17 protein-coding genes are annotated in these 17697 nt (G+C 66.3%); 8 read left to right on the top strand and 9 right to left on the bottom strand.

Going from position 1 to position 17697, the window contains the following annotated elements; genetic code table 11:
- The 3 genes from dnaA to gyrB form a co-directional block, all read left to right on the top strand.
- The coding region (dnaA, locus tag AC6EI8_RS07115) for a chromosomal replication initiator protein DnaA (RefSeq protein ID WP_498381597.1) at positions 1-1194 on the top strand (1194 nt) is incomplete at its 5' end.
- Positions 1195-1516: 322 nt separating this feature from the next.
- Positions 1517-2632, top strand: a complete 1116-nt coding sequence (dnaN, locus tag AC6EI8_RS07120; RefSeq protein WP_023264426.1) for a DNA polymerase III subunit beta — start codon at positions 1517-1519, stop codon at positions 2630-2632.
- Positions 2633-2856: 224 nt separating this feature from the next.
- The gene (gene gyrB / locus AC6EI8_RS07125) at positions 2857-5382 is read left to right on the top strand and encodes a DNA topoisomerase (ATP-hydrolyzing) subunit B (protein ID WP_149317366.1); all 2526 of its coding nucleotides are present in this window, start codon (positions 2857-2859) and stop codon (positions 5380-5382) included.
- Positions 5383-5504: 122 nt separating this feature from the next.
- Here gyrB and AC6EI8_RS07130 read toward each other — a convergent pair whose 3' ends face one another.
- Positions 5505-6041, bottom strand: a complete 537-nt coding sequence (locus tag AC6EI8_RS07130) for a dihydrofolate reductase family protein (protein ID WP_498381598.1) — start codon at positions 6039-6041, stop codon at positions 5505-5507.
- A 115-nt stretch (positions 6042-6156) separates the two neighbouring features.
- The gene (locus AC6EI8_RS07135; RefSeq protein ID WP_226108170.1) at positions 6157-7140 is read right to left on the bottom strand and encodes a GlxA family transcriptional regulator; all 984 of its coding nucleotides are present in this window, start codon (positions 7138-7140) and stop codon (positions 6157-6159) included.
- Between the two features lie 242 nt (positions 7141-7382).
- Between AC6EI8_RS07135 and AC6EI8_RS07140 the strand changes: the two genes are divergently transcribed.
- Positions 7383-8144, top strand: a complete 762-nt coding sequence (locus AC6EI8_RS07140; protein ID WP_498381599.1) for an SDR family oxidoreductase — start codon at positions 7383-7385, stop codon at positions 8142-8144.
- A 52-nt stretch (positions 8145-8196) separates the two neighbouring features.
- Here AC6EI8_RS07140 and AC6EI8_RS07145 read toward each other — a convergent pair whose 3' ends face one another.
- Positions 8197-9114 (bottom strand): saccharopine dehydrogenase C-terminal domain-containing protein, encoded by a 918-nt coding sequence (locus AC6EI8_RS07145; protein ID WP_498381616.1) that lies wholly within the window; start codon positions 9112-9114, stop codon positions 8197-8199.
- Positions 8999-9541: a saccharopine dehydrogenase NADP-binding domain-containing protein gene (locus AC6EI8_RS07150; RefSeq protein WP_498381617.1), complete on the bottom strand. Its 543-nt coding sequence runs from the start codon at positions 9539-9541 to the stop codon at positions 8999-9001. Before AC6EI8_RS07150 ends, AC6EI8_RS07145 begins: the two co-directional genes overlap by 116 nt.
- On the opposite strand from AC6EI8_RS07150, the gene AC6EI8_RS07155 reads away from it, so the two are divergent.
- The gene (locus AC6EI8_RS07155; protein WP_498381620.1) at positions 9446-9808 is read left to right on the top strand and encodes a hypothetical protein; all 363 of its coding nucleotides are present in this window, start codon (positions 9446-9448) and stop codon (positions 9806-9808) included. The two genes, AC6EI8_RS07150 and AC6EI8_RS07155, sit on opposite strands and share 96 nt — an antisense overlap.
- A 151-nt stretch (positions 9809-9959) precedes the next feature.
- Here AC6EI8_RS07155 and AC6EI8_RS07160 read toward each other — a convergent pair whose 3' ends face one another.
- Positions 9960-10886 (bottom strand): NAD(P)-dependent oxidoreductase, encoded by a 927-nt coding sequence (locus AC6EI8_RS07160; protein ID WP_498381618.1) that lies wholly within the window; start codon positions 10884-10886, stop codon positions 9960-9962.
- 79 nt (positions 10887-10965) lie between these two features.
- Between AC6EI8_RS07160 and AC6EI8_RS07165 the strand changes: the two genes are divergently transcribed.
- Positions 10966-11286, top strand: a complete 321-nt coding sequence (locus AC6EI8_RS07165) for a winged helix-turn-helix transcriptional regulator (protein WP_422647744.1) — start codon at positions 10966-10968, stop codon at positions 11284-11286.
- Entirely contained in the window at positions 11270-12067 is a 798-nt protein-coding gene (gene aac(3)-IVb, locus AC6EI8_RS07170) for an aminoglycoside N-acetyltransferase AAC(3)-IVb (protein WP_150083218.1), read from the top strand. The genes AC6EI8_RS07165 and aac(3)-IVb overlap by 17 nt, the downstream gene beginning before the upstream one ends.
- A gap of 50 nt (positions 12068-12117) precedes the next feature.
- Here the strand turns inward: aac(3)-IVb and AC6EI8_RS07175 are convergent, their stop codons facing one another.
- The 4 genes from AC6EI8_RS07175 to AC6EI8_RS07190 form a co-directional block, all read right to left on the bottom strand.
- Positions 12118-12555 (bottom strand): FKBP-type peptidyl-prolyl cis-trans isomerase, encoded by a 438-nt coding sequence (locus AC6EI8_RS07175; RefSeq protein ID WP_149317373.1) that lies wholly within the window; start codon positions 12553-12555, stop codon positions 12118-12120.
- A gap of 184 nt (positions 12556-12739) precedes the next feature.
- Complete coding sequence (locus AC6EI8_RS07180; RefSeq protein WP_498381600.1) at positions 12740-14248, bottom strand: class I adenylate-forming enzyme family protein; 1509 nt, start codon at positions 14246-14248, stop codon at positions 12740-12742.
- Between the two features lie 105 nt (positions 14249-14353).
- A complete protein-coding gene (locus tag AC6EI8_RS07185) occupies positions 14354-16033 on the bottom strand; it encodes an acyl-CoA dehydrogenase family protein (protein ID WP_150083217.1) in 1680 nt (559 codons plus the stop codon).
- On the bottom strand, positions 16026-16670 hold the full coding sequence (locus AC6EI8_RS07190) for a TetR/AcrR family transcriptional regulator (RefSeq protein ID WP_498381601.1): 645 nt from the start codon (positions 16668-16670) through the stop codon (positions 16026-16028). The genes AC6EI8_RS07185 and AC6EI8_RS07190 overlap by 8 nt, the downstream gene beginning before the upstream one ends.
- Positions 16671-16828: 158 nt before the next feature.
- Here AC6EI8_RS07190 and AC6EI8_RS07195 point away from each other — a divergent pair, with 158 nt between their 5' ends.
- Positions 16829-17632 carry a thioesterase family protein gene (locus AC6EI8_RS07195; protein ID WP_265633046.1) on the top strand — a complete coding sequence of 268 codons (804 nt, stop codon included), beginning with the start codon at positions 16829-16831 and terminating at the stop codon, positions 17630-17632.
- The last annotated feature ends 65 nt before the right edge of the window (positions 17633-17697 follow it).

Consider the following 17697-nt stretch of genomic DNA (forward strand, 5'->3'; position numbering starts at 1 on the left):
GCCGGCATGGGCAACCCGCAGGCCGCTCCCTACCCCGGTGGCGGCCAGCCGATCGGCGCCGACGTGGTCGATGTCGACGTGCCGCAACTGGACCCGGCCGAGGCCGCGGCCCGCTCGTATCGCGTCGCGCAGCAACCGATGCCCGGCCAGCAGCCGGCCGACACGGTCCACGAGCGCTCGCGGCTCAATCCGATCCTGACCTTCGACAATTTCGTCACCGGCAAGGCGAACCAGCTGGCGCGCGCCGCGGCAATCCAGGTCGCCAACAATCCGGGCAAGTCGTACAACCCGCTCTATCTGTATGGCGGCGTCGGGCTGGGCAAGACCCACCTGATCCACGCGATCGGCAACTTCATGCTGATGGAGAACCCGCGCGCCCGGATCCGCTATATCCATGCCGAGCAGTACGTCTCCGATGTGGTCAAGGCGTATCAGCGCAAGGCGTTCGACGAGTTCAAGCGCTATTACCACTCGCTCGACCTGTTGCTGATCGACGACATCCAGTTCTTCTCCGGCAAGAACCGCACGCAGGAAGAATTCTTCTACGCGTTCGAGGCGCTGATCGCCAATCGTGCCCAGGTCATCATCACCAGCGATACCTATCCGAAGGAAATCACCGGCATCGATGATCGGCTGATCTCGCGCTTCGACTCGGGCCTGACCGTCGCCATCGAGCCGCCCGAGCTGGAAATGCGCGTCGCGATCCTGATGAAGAAGGCCGCCGCGGAAAACGTTTCGGTGCCGGAGGAAGTGGCCTTCTTCGTCGCCAAGCATCTGCGCTCGAACGTGCGCGAACTGGAAGGCGCGCTGCGCAAGATCCTCGCGTTCTCGAACTTCCACGGCAAGGACATCACGATCGAGGTCACCCGCGAAGCGCTGAAGGACTTGCTGACCGTACAGAACCGGCAGATTTCGGTAGAAAACATTCAGAAGACCTGCGCCGACTTCTACAACATCAAGGTCGCCGATATGTATTCCAAAAAGCGGCCTGCCAATATCGCGCGGCCGCGGCAGATCGCGATGTATCTGGCCAAGGAACTGACGCAGAAGAGCCTGCCCGAGATCGGCGAGCTGTTCGGGGGGCGCGACCACACCACCGTGCTGCACGCGGTACGCAAGATCGCCGACGAGCGCAGCAAGGATGCCCAGCTCAATCACGAACTGCACGTTCTGGAACAGACCCTGAAGGGTTGAAAACCCGGCGCCGGGGATTTTGGGGGACGGGTGCGGCGGGCTGGCATACTGTGGTCTGCGCGCCGCGCGCTGCCGCGGGACGCGGAAAAGCCCGGTGGCAACCCGCAAACCCGCGCGGGACAAGGCTTTGCGGGCCGCCGGCAAATATTGGGGGATCGTGGCTTTTCATGCACAATATGCAGACCAGCCACACATCGTCCGGCTTTGCCGAGCCGCCCGATCCGAGGTAAAATGCGACATTAACTCCTTGATTCCTAAGTGATTTTGGAGTTGTCCAAGACACCCGGCGGACGCTGACTATAAACGACGAAGGACATATTCAATGCAATTGGTCAAAACCTCGCGAGACAATCTGCTGCGTCCGCTGCAAATCGTGAGCGGCATCGTGGAGCGCCGCCACACCCTCCCGATCCTGGCCAACCTGCTGATCCGCAAGTCCGGCGCCAACGTCTCCTTCCTGTCCACCGATATCGAAATCCAGATCACCACGCACGCCGAATGCGGCGTCGGCAGCGACGACGTGGCCACCACCGTGGCCGCGCGCAAGCTGCTCGATATCCTGCGTGCGATGCCCGACGGCGATGTCGCGCTGTCGCTGTCGGACAAGCGGATGACGGTGCAATCGGGCAAGAGCCGTTTCGCGCTGCAGACGCTGGCCGCCGAGGAATTCCCGACGGTCGCCGAAGCCACCGAATTCAACGCCAGCGTCACGCTGCCGCAGAAGACCTTCAAGCATCTGCTGGCGATGGTGCATTTCGCCATGGCCCAGCAGGACATCCGCTACTACCTGAACGGCATGCTGCTGGTGGTCGACGGCAAGAAGCTGATGGCGGTCGCCACCGACGGCCACCGCCTCGCCTATTGCGCGGTCGAGCTCGAACAGGAAGCGGCGGGCGCCGGCGCGCGCCAGGAAGTCATCATCCCGCGCAAGACCATCCTGGAACTGCAACGCCTGCTCGAGGACAACGACGACCCGGTGCAGGTGCAGCTGGCCGCGAACCAGATCAAGTTCACCTTCGCCAATGTCGAACTGATCTCGAAGCTGGTGGAAGGCAAGTTCCCCGATTTCCAGCGCGTGATTCCGAAGGGCTACAAGAACGCCTTCGCGATCGATCGCATCAAGCTGCAGCAGGCGCTGCAACGCACCGCGATCCTGACCACCGACAAGTTCAAGGGCGTGCGCTGCATTCTCGATACGCATACCCTGAAAATCAGCTCGACCAACGCCGATCAGGAAGAGGCGCAGGAAGAGCTCGAACTCGATTATTCGGGCGATGCGCTCGATATCGGCTTCAACGTGACCTATCTGCTCGACGTGCTGGGCAACCTCAAGAGCGAGCAGGTCCAGGTCAGCCTCGGCGACTCGAATTCGAGCGCGCTGATCACCGTGCCGGAAGACGACAACTTCAAGTACGTCGTCATGCCGATGCGCATCTGATGTTCCGGTAAAGGATCGCAAGATACGCAGGATCCGGAGCATCGAACGGCAGGCTACGGCTCTCGCAGGGGGCAAACAGCCCGCGCGACCGACCCGCAGTAGCAGGGGCAGGATCATGGCGATCCGCCCCTTTGCCGTTTTTATGTAACCGCCATGCGGAGGGCCGATGGCCGCGTCGTAACCCGGCGCGCCGCGCTCCCCGCATTTGCCGTGAGTAGGAAAACATGACCCAACAGCAGAACCCGCAACAGGAAAACAGCTACGGCGCCTCCTCGATCCAGATCCTGGAAGGCCTGGAGGCGGTACGCAAGCGGCCGGGCATGTATATCGGCGACACCTCGGACGGCACCGGCCTGCATCACCTCGTGTTCGAGGTGCTGGACAACTCCATCGACGAAGCGCTGGCCGGCTACTGCACGGAAATCCAGGTCACGATCCACACCGACAACTCGATCTCGATCATCGACAACGGCCGCGGCATTCCGTCCGGCATCAAGTTCGACGACAAGCACGAGCCCAAGCGCAGCGCCGCGGAAATCGCGATGACCGAGCTGCATGCTGGCGGCAAGTTCAACCAGAACAGCTACAAGGTCTCGGGCGGCCTGCACGGCGTCGGCGTGTCCTGCGTCAACGCGCTGTCGAAATGGCTGCGCCTGACGGTGCGCCGCGACGGCCAGGCGCATTTCATCGAATTTGCCCAGGGCGCGGTGCAGAACCGCATCGTCGAAACGGTCAACGGCCCGGACGGACAGCCGGTCGAAGTCTCGCCGATGAAGGTGCTCGGCCCGACCGACAAGCGCGGCACCGAGGTCCACTTCCTCGCCGACCAGGAAATCTTCACCAACGTCGAGTTCCACTACGAGATCCTGTCCAAGCGCATCCGCGAACTGTCGTTCCTGAATAACGGCGTGCATATTCGCCTGACCGACCAGCGCACCGGCAAGGAAGAGGATTTCGCCTTTTCCGGCGGCGTGAAGGGTTTCGTCGAATACATCAATCGCGCCAAGTCGGTGCTGCATCCGAATATCTTCTACGCGAATGCCGAGAAGGAAGGCATTACCGTCGAAGTGGCGATGCAGTGGAATGACGGCTTCAACGAGCAGGTGCTCTGCTTCACCAACAATATTCCGCAGCGCGATGGCGGTACCCACCTGACCGGCCTGCGCGCGGCGATGACGCGCGTCATCAACAAGTACATCGAAGAAAACGAGATCGCCAAGAAGGCCAAGGTCGAGACCACCGGCGACGACATGCGTGAAGGCCTGTCGTGCGTGCTGTCGGTCAAGGTGCCCGAGCCCAAGTTCAGTTCGCAGACCAAGGACAAGCTGGTGTCGTCCGAAGTGCGGCTGCCGGTCGAGGAACTGGTATCGAAGGCGCTGGGCGACTTCCTGCTGGAAACGCCGAACGACGCCAAGATCATCTGCGGCAAGATCGTCGACGCCGCGCGCGCGCGCGAAGCCGCGCGCAAGGCCCGCGAAATGACCCGCCGCAAGGGCGCGTTCGACGGCATGGGCCTGCCCGGCAAGCTCGCCGACTGCCAGGAACGCGATCCGGCGCTGTCCGAACTGTTCCTGGTCGAGGGCGACTCCGCAGGCGGCTCCGCCAAGCAGGGCCGCGACCGCAAGTTCCAGGCGATCCTGCCGCTCAAGGGCAAGATCCTGAACGTCGAGCGCGCGCGCTTCGACAAGATGCTGTCGAGCCAGGAAGTGCTGACGCTGATCACCGCGCTGGGCACCGGCATCGGCAAGGACGACTACAACCTCGACAAGCTGCGTTATCACCGCATCATCATCATGACCGATGCGGACGTCGACGGCTCGCACATCCGCACGCTGCTGCTGACCTTCTTCTACCGGCAGATGCCCGACATCATCGAGCGCGGCTATGTCTATATCGCGCAGCCGCCGCTGTACAAGGTCAAGCACGGCAAGGACGAGCGCTATATCAAGGACGACAACGAGCTGAACGCGTACATGCTGCGCCTGGCGATGGAAAAGGCGAGCCTGCTGCGCCCGGACGGCAGCGAGATCACCGGCGAAGCGCTGACCGAACTGGCGCGCCAGTACCAGCTCGCCGAAGCGGTGATCGGCCGCCTGTCGCGCGTGGTCGACAGCGATGCGCTGCGCGCGATCGCCGACGGCGTCGAACTGAACCTGGACTCCGCCGAAGCCGCCGAGGCCTCGGCCCGCGCACTGAAGGCCAAGCTGTCGGAAATGCACGCCAAGCGCCTGAACGGCGCCGCGGTCAATGACGATGGCACCGCCGACGTCTACGCGCAGTTCGACGAGAAGAACGAGAAGCACCGCCTGATGGTGGCCCGCCGCCATCACGGCAACGTGCGCCTGTCGCACATCGATTCCGACTTCGTCCATGGCGCCGACTACGCCGCGCTGGCGCTCGCCGCCAAGACCTTCCAGGGCCTGATTCCGGTCGGCACCAAGGTTCGCCGCGGCGAAGGCGAGAAGATGCGCGAGCAGACCGTCAACGACTTCCACGGCGCGATGCAGTGGCTGCTGTCGGAAGCCGAGCGCGGCGTGTCCCGCCAGCGCTACAAGGGCCTGGGCGAGATGAACCCCGAGCAGCTGTTTGAAACGACGCTGGACGTCACGCAGCGCCGCCTGCTGAAGGTGCAGATCGAGGACGCGATCGCGGCCGACCAGATCTTCACGACGTTGATGGGCGACGAGGTCGAGCCGCGCCGCAACTTCATCGAATCGAATGCGCTGGTGGCACGCAATATCGATGTGTGATCGCGCAGCGCCGTAGCACGGCGGCCTGTTCAAGCCGAGGCAAGACGCCCGACCGTTCAACGGCCGGGCGTTTTTTTATGGCCGGCTCAGAAGATTCAGAAGACTCGGGGCATTCAGGACATTCAAGGCATCACCCGATAAGTCGACTGCACCAGCCCCGAAGGAAAGCTGCGGCTCGATACCAGCGCAAGGTCGATGTCGTGCGGCAGTGCGCCGAACAACGGCCTGCCGGAGCCGATCAGCACCGGCACCGTGGTGATCACCATGTCCGCGATCAGGCCGTCGCGCAGGAATGACTGCACCAGCTGCCCCCCATCGACATAGACACGACGTACGTTCTCGCGCGCCAGTGCCTCCATCGCTTCCGTCGGCGTCCAGTTGGCAAAGCGGACCTTGCCCTTCAGCGCCTCGGGCACCGGCGTGTCCGCCAATTGCCTGGACAGCACGAGCACGGGCCGGTCGTAAGGCCATGGATCGAAGCTCAGCACCTTCTCATAGCTGCCGCGTCCCATCACGGTCAGGTCCTTGTCCGCGATGAATTCCGTGTAGCCATGGTCCTCGTCGGGATCGTCGCGCTGCAGCAGCCAGCCGATATCGCCGTCGGGGCGGGCGATGAAGCCATCGAGGCTGGTGGCGATGAAGACGTGTGCGGTGGTCACTGGTTTGCCTCCTTGTGTGCGGACCGTATTGTTGTCCGCGTATGCCCGTGGCACAAGACTCGCCACGGCACTGTTGCAGGTCGGTCGGCTGCCAGGCCGCGCACTATGCCGCGCACTATGCCGCGCGCAATGCCCCTGCGCCCGCAAAGCCGTCGCCGCCGCGGCGCGCCCGCGCTTCCCGTACCAGCGCCTGCGGCGGCCTGCCGAGCGAGCGCAGGAAGGCCCGCCGCATCCGTTCCTCGTCGCCGAATCCCGTTTGCGACGCGACTCTGCCGATCGAGGTCTCTCCTGCCTCGATCAGCGCATGGGCCGCCTCGAGCCGGAGCTTCTCGATCGCCTTTGCCGGCGACATGCCCGTCTGCGCCTGGAACGCCCGGCTGAAATGCCGCTTGCTCCAATGCACGTGCTCGGCAAGCTGTTCGACCGATAACGGCTCGTGCAGATGTTCGCGCGTGAAGTCGAGCGCGAGCCGGATGCGATCGGACTTGGGCTCGAGCGCAGCCAGCGTGGAGAACTGCGATTGCCCGCCCGTACGGCGGTAATGCACCACCATCATCCGCGAGATGGATTTGGCCAGCGCATCGCCGAGGTCCGCCATCACCAGGGCCAGCGCGAGGTCGATGCAGGCCGTCATGCCCGCCGACGTCCACACCGGCCCGTCGTTGACGAAGATCTTGTCCTCATCGACCTGCACCGCGGGAAAACGCTGCTGCAGTTCGCGCGCCAGCGCCCAGTGCGTCGTGGCCCGGCGTCCGTCCAGCAGTCCCGCCTCCGCCACGATGAAGGCACCGGTGCAGATGCTGGCGATGCGCCTGGCGCGTGGCGCCGCTCGTCGCAACTGGGCGATCAGCGCGGGCTCGGTGGGGGCCTGCGTCGTGGTGCCGGCGACCAGCAAGGTGTCGTAGTGCCGCCGGCCGATTGCCTGCGTCTCGATCTTGACGCGCGACGATCCGGCCACCATGCCGCCGTCGGCGGACACCACCGCAATCTCGTAGCGCGGTTGCGACGACAGCTCGTTCGCCAGCTCGAAGACGGTCAGTGCCGCCATGTCGAGGATCTGAAAGCCGGGATAGACGACCAGGGCAATGCGCGCGCTCATGATGTCCCCTTTGGAGGGTTCCGCCGATTGGATGCCGGCCATTGTAGCGGCAGGGCCGCCAATCGGCCGGCCTTTCTCCGTGTCCCTTATTGCGGTTTTTTGGTCATTTGAGCCATCGCCGGTTTCCACCAGAATGAGCTCGGACGGCAACGCATCGGGCACCGGCGGCACGGCAGGGCCAATGGGCTCCAGTGCGAGCTGCCGAATCCCCTTTGACCGATACAGCGATACAGGACATCGACATGCAACTCACCGACAACACCATCTTCATCACCGGCGGCACCTCCGGCATCGGCCGCGCCCTGGCGGAAGCCTTCCACAAGCTCGGCAACCAGGTCATCATCGGCGGCCGCCGCAGGCATCTGCTGGACGAAGTGACCAAGGCCAACCCGGGCATGGACGCGGTGGAGCTGGATATCGCCGACCCCGCAAGCATCGCGCGCGCGGCAAGCGAGCTGACTGCCCGCTATCCCAGGCTCAACGTGCTGATCAACAACGCCGGCATCATGCCCTTCGATCAGGCCGACGCCGCGATCGACGAGGCGACCATGCAGGCCACCGTGACCACCAACCTGCTCGGCCCGATCCGCATGACCTCGGCGCTGATCGAACACCTGAAGCGCCAGCCGCGCTCGGTGGTGATCCACAACACGTCGGTGTTGGCCTACGTGCCGCTTGCCAACACCGCGGTGTACTCGGCGACCAAGGCCGCGCTGCATTCCTACGCGCTGTCGCAGCGCTTCATGTTGCGCCACACCTCGGTGCGCGTGCAGGAAATCGCGCCGCCCTGGGTCAACACGGACCTGATCCAGAAGAGCGACGACCCGCGCGCGATGCCGCTCGATGCCTTCATCGAGCAGACCATGGCGGCCCTGGCGACCGATGCGGAAGAAGTGCTGGTCGAAGCGGCACGTCCGTTGCGCGACAACCCCGGCGCCGCAGAGCATGCGTTCGTCAATGGCTTCAACGAGAGCATCGCGGCCACGCCGATCCCGGTGGGCTGAGACGGTCCGGCGGCGAGCGGCGAGCTGACGATCCGCAGCCGGGCCGCCGTCGCTAGTCCAGCAGGAAGTCCGCGATCACCAGGGACCTCGCCCCCGGCTTCGGCTGCCAGTCCGTGACATGCCCGCCCAGTGGCGCCCACCAGGGCGCTGCGTCGGCGAGTACGGAGAGGAAGTCCACCGCTTCGGACTCCACCACGCCGCGCCGCGGATTCGCCAGCACCCAGCGCATCCCGGCCACCAGGCTGGAGGCGACCTGCAGGCTGGTCGCCGAGTTGTATGGCGCCAGCGCGCGCGCTCGCTCGATGCCGAGGTGCGAGCCGTACCAGATGCCGCCGTATCGGCCGCTGAGCAGCAGCACGCCGAGTTCGTCCTCGCCGCTGACAATTTCGTCGCGCAGGATGCGTGCGCCGCGTACGCGCGTGGCGGTCCGGTCGTCGAGCCACTGCATCGAGGCGAGCGTGGCGGCGGTGGGGCGGTAGGCGTAGTAGACGGTGGGACGATACGGGGGCCGGCCGGCTGCATCGGCTGCATCGGCTGCATCGGCCGCACCGGCGCCCTGGGCACCATCGTCGGTAAGGTAGGCCGCGATCGAGATCGATTCGTTGTGCGTGATCAGGTAGGCGTCGAACGGTCCGTGCGCCGGCGACCATGAGCGAACGCGTGTGCGATGTCCCGGCCGATTGATCGCGATCGCCGCACCGCAGCCGTCACTGTGGCGGTAGCCGCCGGGGGGCAGCGCGGGCTCATGCGTTCCCCATCCGAGTTCCGCGTCCTGCAGGCATTCGGTGATGAAGCCCTCCGCGGACCAGGTGTTGGCGAATTCGCCATCGCGCGGGAAGCCCGGCGCTTGCTGGCTATCGTATTCGCTGATCTGGATGACCCGTAGATCGAGACGGCGTGCGAGCGCGGCCCAGCCGGCGCGATGCCGCGGTTCGACCGCCTCCAGCCCGGCATGGCCCGCCAGCTCCATCAAGGCCGCCTTGACCAGCACCGACACCATGCCCGGGTTGGCGCCATGCGCCACCAGCGCAGTCGGCAGCGTCTCGCGGCCGCGGGCGAATGCCAGCATCCGTTCGCGCAACGCGTAGTTGCTCAGCTGCGAGGCGGGGGCGTCGCCGGCATAGTCCCAAGGCTCGATGCCGGCGTCGATGTAGAAGGCACCGCGGTGCTGCGCCAGTGCGATCAGGTCGCGGCTGCAGACGGAAGGCCAAACTCACCAGAAAGGTCCCCGGGCGCAGCAGCGGGCCAAGGACGGGCGCGAAATTGTCCGCGGTAATGCCGGCCTCCACCGCGCGCAGATCGTGCGCCGCCACGACCTGCCGACGGCGATCGTCGAGCGAGCGATCCACCACGGTGATGGCCGCCCGTGGCCAGGTTCGCTGCAGCAGCGGCAGCACGGCCTGCCCGATACAGCCAAAGCCGACGATGACGATTTGCTCGATCACGTTGAACTCTTCCGCTCGACAACGGCGATGCCGGTCATCTCGCGCGCCAAGACCGCGCCGCAGCGGACCGAATCGGGGATACCGATCGATTCGATTCCTTATATCCAGACTGGCGAAGGCAATGGTATCGCCGCGTGCGGCCACTGCCAACGGGCATCGATTTCGCAGTGCGCGCCCGCAACCCAGCTGCCGGCCGCCATTCCGCCGGGTGATGCCTAATATGCCGGACGCATCATTGTTGCCCCGCTTCAGGCCCGGCAAGATCAGTCTCCAAGCCGGAATCGCCGGGGCTGGCGCGCCATGCACACGAGGCGGCGCGCCACGCCCGCAGCCTTGCCACAAAGAATGGAGACAGCTCGACGTGAGCGGCTCAACCGACGGACGTCGGTGCCGCCGCGCCCCTCAAGATCTTCGTCACGGCCGCGAACTCTTCGTTCGCATATCCCGCGTCTTCCGCGTCGCGCAGCAGCTGTGCAATCAGCGCGGGCAATTCGCTCCGTAGGCCCTGACGACGCATCGCCTCTTCGATGCGCCGGGTGGCATCGACCGAGATCGACAAGGGACTCTGCGAGATCGCGAAATCGCCCTTCTCGATGACATTGCCCTCATGACGCAGGAATGCGCCGAACGAGGGAGACATCGCTTCGACGATGCCACCATAGACACCGACGTCGAGCCCCTCGGCCTGCGCCAGCGCGGCGCCCTGGAAGAAGCCCATCGACGCACCATAGACGTACGACAGCGTCGCCAGATCCATGGTGGCCGCGGCGGCAGCGTCTTCGCCGAGGTAGACGATATTGCCGCCGAGCGCCGCCAGCAGATCGCGCGCATCGGCATGTGCCGCACGGCTTCCGGAAACGAGGATGGTCGTATCGGGCTGGCCCATCTGCTCGGGCGCGACCTGGATGGCGCCGTCCAGGTAGCCGGCACCCACCTCGCGCGCCACGGCCGCCAACTCCTTCGCGTCCTGCGGGCTTCCGGTGGTCAGCTGCAACACCAGCTTGCCCTTCAGCGCCGCCTTGACCCCGTCTGCCGACAGGATGGCGTGCGTGGCCGCGTAGTCGTGCACGCAGATGACGACGGCTTCGGCTGCAGCCGCCCCCTGTGCGGCCGTATCCGCGACGATGGCGCCATGGCTCGCCAACGACGCGGCCTTGTCCGGCGTGCGGTTCCACACATGCACTTCCATGCCCGCCTGCAGCAGCAGGCTGGCGAGTTTGGTTCCCATCTGGCCGAGGCCGATCACGGCTACCGTTTTCATCTGCGCACTCCATTCGTGTAAGCGTTGGCGCAGTATGCGAAGGTACGGTTTTAGTGGTCAAGTACGCACTAAAATGACAGGTACTATCCAATTGGTGAGTATTGGGAAAAATCGAATGAAACGCAGCCAGCCTTATAACTGCGGCATCGGCCCTGCTTTCGAAGTGATCGGCGGCAAATGGAAGGCGCTGATCCTGTACGAGCTGCATGCCAAGCCCTTGCGGACCGGAGAGCTTCGCCGACTGCTCGAAGGCATCACCGAGAAGATGCTGATCCAGCAATTGCGCGAGATGGAGGCGGACGGCATCGTGCGGCGCGAGGTGTTTCACGAGGTACCGCCGCGTGTGGAATATTCGCTGACGCCGGCCGGCCGGGCATTGAATCGGGCGTTGGGGCCGGTCGCCGAATGGGGACAAAAATATGCGGCATCCCGATGATCCGCGCGCGTGGCAACAGGCCGAGTTGGTGACCCAGTTGCGCGCGCTCGGCGTGCCTCCGGGCGCCGTGCTGCTGGTCCACGCGTCGTTCCGCTCGATCAGGCCCGTGCAACGGGGCCCACAAGGATTGATCGAGGCGCTGCGGGAAGCGGCCGGCCCTGCCGGCACGCTGGTGATGCCGTCGTGGGGCGATGACGATGACGCGCCCTTCGACCCGGCCGCCACGCCGGCATCGGCGGACCTTGGCGCGGTCGCCGATGCCTTCTGGCGACTGCCCGACGTGGTTCGCAGCCACCACCCGTTTGCCTTCGCGGCGGCGGGACCGCATGCGCATCGAATCACCGCGGATCCCTTGCCGTTGCCGCCCCATATTCCGGCCAGCCCGGTCGGCCGCGTGCACGAGCTCGATGGACAGGTGCTGCTGCTTGGCGTGGGCCATGACGCCAACACCACGATCCATCTGGCCGAACTGATGGCCGGCGTGCCTTACGGCGTGCCGCATCACTGCACGGTGCTGCGGGACGGCAAGCCGGCTCGCATCGACTATCTCGAAAACGACCACTGCTGCCAGCGCTTCGATCTGGTGGACGGATGGCTCAAGGAAAAGGGCCTTCAGCGTGAAGGCCCAGTTGGCAATGCCGGCGCCCGCTTGATGCGGGCGCGGGACATCGTCGATGTCGTGCGGCAGCAGTTGGCTCGCGATCCGCTCGTCTTCCTGCATCCGCCTCAGGTTGGCTGCGAGGAGTGCGATGCCGCGCGGCGGTCGGTCAGCACCAAGTAGCGACCGACGTAGCGAATGACGTAGCGGGAGATGTTGCCGGAATGGCGCGTTCAACCGCCAATGCCGAGCAGCTCCACCTCGAAATTCAGCGTCGCATTCGGCGGGATCGTCCCCGGCACGCCGCGCGAGCCATAGGCGGTGCTGCCCGGGCACACCAGCCTGGCCTTGCCGCCGACCTGCATCTTCTGCACGCCCTCGGTCCAGCACGGGATCACGCGATTGAGCGGGAACGAGATCGGCTGCCCGCGCTTGTACGAGCTGTCGAATTCGGTGCCGTCGGTCAACGTGCCGCGGTAATGCACCTTGACGGTATCGGTGGCCTTCGGCGAGGCGCCGTTGCCCTTGGTCAGGTGCTGGATCGAGACGCCGGAAGGCAGGGTCTGGGCCGGTTCGGCGGCATGGGCGGCGAAGGCCAGCGCGCCGAAGGAAAGCAGCGAAGCGAGGGAAGCAAACGAAGCGAAGGAAGCAAGGCGGGGGAGTCGGGTCATTGCGGTAATCCTTTGAGTCAGGGGAAGGCACAAGGATAAACCGATTGAAGCCCGGGACGGTCCGCGGTGCCGTGCGGTGCCATGCGGCGCCATGCAGCGCCTCGCTGCACGCACCACGGCAAGCACTGCCGCAGGCACCGGCAGACCGCCCGACTTCACCCGCTCCCCCCTCAAACTCGCGCGTTCAACCCGTCCGCAAGCGCTCACGCAACTGGTACTTCATCACCTTGCCAGTCGGCGTGCGCGGCATCGCCTCGACGACGCGCACCTGCCGCGGCACTTTGTACTTCGCCAGCCGTTCGGCGCAGTATGCCTGGATATCTTCGACGTCGACGCTGGCATCGGCCTTGGCCACCACCACGGCTGCCACGCTCTCGCCCCACTCGGGGTGCGGCATGCCGACCACCGCCACTTCCGAAATCGCCGGATGGCCCGCCAGCACGTCCTCGACCTCCTTCGAATAGACGTTCTCGCCGCCGGTGACGATCATGTCCTTGACGCGGTCGACGATGAACAGATAGCCGTCCTCGGCGATCCGCACCAGGTCGCCGGTGCGATACCAGCCATCGTGAAATGCTGCCGCGGTGGCGGCGGGATCGCGGTAGTAGCCCTGCATCATCGACTGGCAGCGCATCCAGATTTCGCCGACCTCGCCCGGGCCGGCCTCGTGCTGTTCGTCGCGCATGACCTTGATGGTGCAGCCGCTGACGGCGTGGCGACCGATCGAGCCCGCCTTGATCACCTGTTCCTCGGGCAACAGCGCGGTACCGGTGGGGCCGGTCTCGGTCATGCCGAAGACCTGATAGAAGCGCTCGGAGCGGTAGCGTTCGGCGAGCACGCGCGCGGTGGCGGCATCGATCGGGCCGCCGCCGTACAGCCAGGCGCGCACGCTCGACAGATCGTAGCTGGCGAAATCCGGCGCCATCTTCATCGCCATCAGGTAGGCGATCGGCGCGCCGAAGAACAGCGTGCATCGCTCCTGCTGCACCGTCTCGAGAAACCGCACGGGATGATATTCGGGCAGCAGCACCACGGTGGCGCCGACGAACAGGCTGCCGACCAGCAGGTTGTTCAGCGGAAAGCTGTGCCAGATCGGCATCACCAGCAGTACGCGATCGGAAGGACCCAGCCCATAGACGAGGCTCGATCCCGTGCCGGCGAGAATCACGTTGGCGTGCGAGTGCATGCAGCCCTTCGGCCTGCCGGTGGTGCCCGAGGTGTACAGCAGTTCGGCGAGATCGTCGGCTTCGACTCCGACTGGCCGATAGGGGTGCGCCCCGCCCTCCGGAGCCATCAGGGGCAGCCCCGCCTCATTGCCGGCGGGCGACAGCGCAAACGCCGGCGGCGCGCCGTCCAGCTGCCGATGCAGGTCGGCATCGACCAGCCACAGCCGACTTTCGCTGTGTTCGAGGATATAGGCGGTTTCGGGCGCGGCGAGCTTGTGGTTGACCGGTACGGCGACGGCACCGATATCGAGGATCGCGTAGTAGGCGATCACCCATGCGGCCGAATTGCGGCCGTGCAGCGCGACCTTGTCGCCCTTGCCGATACCTTGCGCCTGCAGCCACGCGGCGGTGTGCTTGACGCGCCGTCGCAGTTCGTCGTAGCGGATACGCTGCGCGCCATCGACGATGGCGATATCCGACTTGCGCTGCCGGGCGACGCTGTCCAGCGCCTCATTGATCGTCCACATGGTGTCTCCTCCTTGAGGCCGTTCCTGGTTCGGCCGTTTCGTCTTCCGTCGTCTACCGTATGGCTTGCCGCTTCCTCCCCGGTGATTCCATTCAGGCCGACGCCATCAGGCGTGCGGGCGCGCCGTTCCCATCGCCAGCGCATCGACCGCAGCGGCGATGTCGCTGCCACCGGTTGCGGACAACATCGCCGACACCGTCGCCGGCACCAGTCCGTCGGCGCAGAACAGTTCGGCCGCGGCCAGCCCTGCCGCATCGCGCTTGACCCGCAGGCGCCATTCCGCCGCCTCGCCCAGCAGCACCGCCTGGTACGTGCGCGCCATGCCCCATGCCAGGCGCCGGCCTTGCGCTTCCTCCGGCGCGTTGATCATCGGAATCAGCGTGTCCAGCGCATTCTCGATCCGCTGGCGCAGGCCGCGCGTCGCATCGAGCGACAGCCCGCGCAGCCGCCGCACCACGTCCTCGATCCAGGCCTCGCCATGTTCGGAGGCGCGCAGCGCGCGCAGGACGTCGTGCGCCAGCACGGAGGTCGTGCCCTCCCAGATGCAATGCACATGCAGATTGCGGAACAGCCTCGGCAGACCGGTGTCCTCGATATAGCCGGCGCCGCCGAAGCTCTCGAGCAGCTCGCTGCCGGCCCAGACCGCCTGGCGCGCGCAGGCCAGCTTGGTCAGAGGCGCCATCAGGCGCGACAGCGTGCCGTCGGCCCCATGCTCGGCCGCGCCGATCAGCGCCGCGGTCTGGAAATTGAGCGCGAGCATCGCCTCGTATTCGGCGGCGATGCGCGCCAGCCAGGCGCGATGCATCGGCTGCTGCGCCAGCGGCTTGCCGAAGACCTCGCGCTTGCCCGCGTAGTCGCGCGCCAGATCCAGCAGATGGCCGACCCCCGCCGGGCCGCCCCACGAGGCCCACAGTCGCGCGATATTGAGCAGGCCCGCCATCTTGCCGACGCCCTGTCCGATCTCGCCGACCGGCACCGCGACGGTGTCCTTCAGGTCCAGCTCGGCGGTGGGCAGCGCGCGCGTGCCCAGCTTGTCCTTCAGCCGCCGGACCTCGATGCCGTTCCAGCTGCCGTCCGGGCGGCGCAGCTCGACCAGGAACAGCGACAGCCCGCGGCTGCCGTCCTGCGCGCCCTCGGGCCGCGCCAGCGCCAGCGCCACCTGCCCGGTGGTGGCCGAGGTGAACCACTTGGTGCCGTTCAGCAACCACCTGCCGTCGCTCGACCGCCGCGCCGTGGTCGAGCTGCGGCCCACGTCCGAGCCACCCTCCTTCTCGGTCATCCATTGGCCCGAGGTCCACGCCTCGTGCCGGGCGGTCAGCTTCGGCACATAGCGCCGCGCCAGTTGCGGGTCGTGCTGCAGCAGCAGCCGCGCGGCGCCGTCGGTCATCACCAGCGGGCAGTCGGCCACCGCGCAGGCGGGGTCGTACAGGTTGACCAGCCCGGCCTGCACCACGCGGGAATGCTCGCCGTAGGGCGTTTCATAGGGCAAGGCGACCAGCCCTTCCTCCTGGCCGATCTGCACCAGTCGCAGCCACGCCGGATCGACGCGCAGCTCGTCGACGCGCCGGCCCCACGGGTCGTAGGGCACGTGCTGCGGCGGATTGCGTTCGGCCTGCTCGGCCAGCGGCAGCAGTTCGGTGACCGCGCGCTCGCCGAGGCGATCCAGCGAGGGGCTGGCCTCGGCGAACACTTCCGCCGGAAGCAGCCGCTCCAGCGTCAGCCGCAGCGTCGGATCGGTACGAAAGCGGTTGCCGGGCTTCGGCGCGGCCTGATGGAAGTCACTCATGCCGTCTTCTCCTTGACGGGTTGGCAGCAGTGGGCTGCGGTCCAAGGGATTGCACGCAGAAGGCGACGAGGCTCGCCACCAGGTCGGCGTCTTCCTCGTCCGGATGCGGCGCGCTGAGCGGCCCCACCAGCGTTTCCGCGATGGCGCCGACGATGGCGGTGCCGACCAGGTGCGGATGCTGCGGCGCGATCTCGCCCGCCTCGATGCCCTGCTGGACCAGCCTGGCGAAGATCGCGCGGTAGGGCTCGCGGAACTGCATCCGTGCCACGTCGATCGGCGGATCGACCGGCTCGGCCAGCAGCGCCCAGGCCAGCTGGCGCCCGCGCAGGGCACGCCGCGCAAAGGTCTCGACCACCCGCGCCAGCCGCTCGCGCACGGTGCCTTCGGTATCGAACGCGGCCGCGCAGGCGTCGATCTCGGTCTGCGCGGCGCGCTTGAACACCTCGTTGAACAGATCCGCCTTGGTGGCGAAGTAGCGGTAAATCAGGCCGGCCGAGATATCGACCTCGGCGGCGATGGCCGGAATGTTGGCGGCGGCGTAGCCGCCACGCGCGACCAGCTTGAGCGCGGCCTTGATGATGCGCTCGCGGGTTTCCGCCAGGCGGGCTTCGACTTTGGGGGTTCGACGGTAGGGCATGAAAGAAGTATCTATGCTTTCATTTCTTCGTGCAAGGTTGAGTTTCTGGTTGTAGACTCGGAAAAAATTCGACGGAAAGAACGAATGCACGCGCATTCGGTTCCGCGGCTGGGCACGCCAGTTGGCCGTCGAAACCGTACCGATCCGGGAGGTGGCCTGTGGCGTCGCAGAATGAGCTGGATCCGCACAGCGTGTTCGCCTATGTCGGCAACCGCATCCTGCCGACGGCGCTGGCGCGCGGGCCGTGGAGTCCGGATGCGCAGCACGGCGGCGCGCCGGCCGGCCTGCTGGCTGCGATCGCCGAACGCGCGATGGCCGACGAGCCGGGATGGTCGATGGTGCGGCTGACGCTGGAATTGCTGCGGCCCGTACCGATCGCGCCGCTGCAGGCCACGCACGAAATCCAGCCGGGCGGCTCGGTGCGGCGCGTGGCCCTGAGCCTGATGCATGAGGACAAGCCGGTCGTGCGCGGCGTCGCGGTATTCATGCGCGAACGGGCGGTCGATCTGAGCCCGGCCGCCGCCGCATGCCCGCTGCCGCTGCCGGACCGGTGCAGCGAGCCGATCCGCATCCCAGGCATGGTCGAGCAGACTTCGTTTCACTACACGGCGATGGAAAGCCGCGTGGCGGCCGGCAGCGTCGCGGAGCCCGGCCCCGCCGCCGCGTGGTTCCGCTTGGCGGTGCCGCTGATCGACGGCTGGCCCACGCCGCCCAGCGCCCGCGCGATGGCCGCCGCCGACTTTGGCAACGGCATCAGCTGGGCGCTGCCGCTCGATCGCTTCGTGTTCGCGAACGCGGACCTGACCGTCTCGCTGCACCGGCAACCGCAAGGGGAATGGGTCGGCGTGGATTCCGTCACGGTCGCGCAGCCGAGCGGCATCGGGCTGACCACCTCGACACTGTACGACGAAGCCGGCGCGATCGGCGTGGCGCAGCAGAGCCTGCTGATCAAGCAGCGATAGATGGTTGCCGTGGTCGCCATGGTTGGGGGCCGCGCGCGAGTGGGCGAAGGGGACGCTACACTGGG

This window comes from Cupriavidus sp. R6-3 (assembly GCF_059772245.1).

Coding starts and splice junctions, on each gene's coding strand:
- dnaN (WP_023264426.1), top strand. CDS start 1,517: ATGCAATTGGTCAAAACCTCGCGAGACAATCTGCTGCGTCCGCTGCAA.
- AC6EI8_RS07180 (WP_498381600.1), bottom strand. CDS start 14,248: ATGTGGACGATCAATGAGGCGCTGGACAGCGTCGCCCGGCAGCGCAAG.
- AC6EI8_RS07145 (WP_498381616.1), bottom strand. CDS start 9,114: ATGGAGCTGGCGGGCCATGCCGGGCTGGAGGCGGTCGAACCGCGGCAT.
- AC6EI8_RS07185 (WP_150083217.1), bottom strand. CDS start 16,033: ATGAGTGACTTCCATCAGGCCGCGCCGAAGCCCGGCAACCGCTTTCGT.
- AC6EI8_RS07165 (WP_422647744.1), top strand. CDS start 10,966: ATGAAACGCAGCCAGCCTTATAACTGCGGCATCGGCCCTGCTTTCGAA.
- AC6EI8_RS07175 (WP_149317373.1), bottom strand. CDS start 12,555: ATGACCCGACTCCCCCGCCTTGCTTCCTTCGCTTCGTTTGCTTCCCTC.
- AC6EI8_RS07135 (WP_226108170.1), bottom strand. CDS start 7,140: ATGAGCGCGCGCATTGCCCTGGTCGTCTATCCCGGCTTTCAGATCCTC.
- AC6EI8_RS07190 (WP_498381601.1), bottom strand. CDS start 16,670: ATGCCCTACCGTCGAACCCCCAAAGTCGAAGCCCGCCTGGCGGAAACC.
- gyrB (WP_149317366.1), top strand. CDS start 2,857: ATGACCCAACAGCAGAACCCGCAACAGGAAAACAGCTACGGCGCCTCC.
- AC6EI8_RS07140 (WP_498381599.1), top strand. CDS start 7,383: ATGCAACTCACCGACAACACCATCTTCATCACCGGCGGCACCTCCGGC.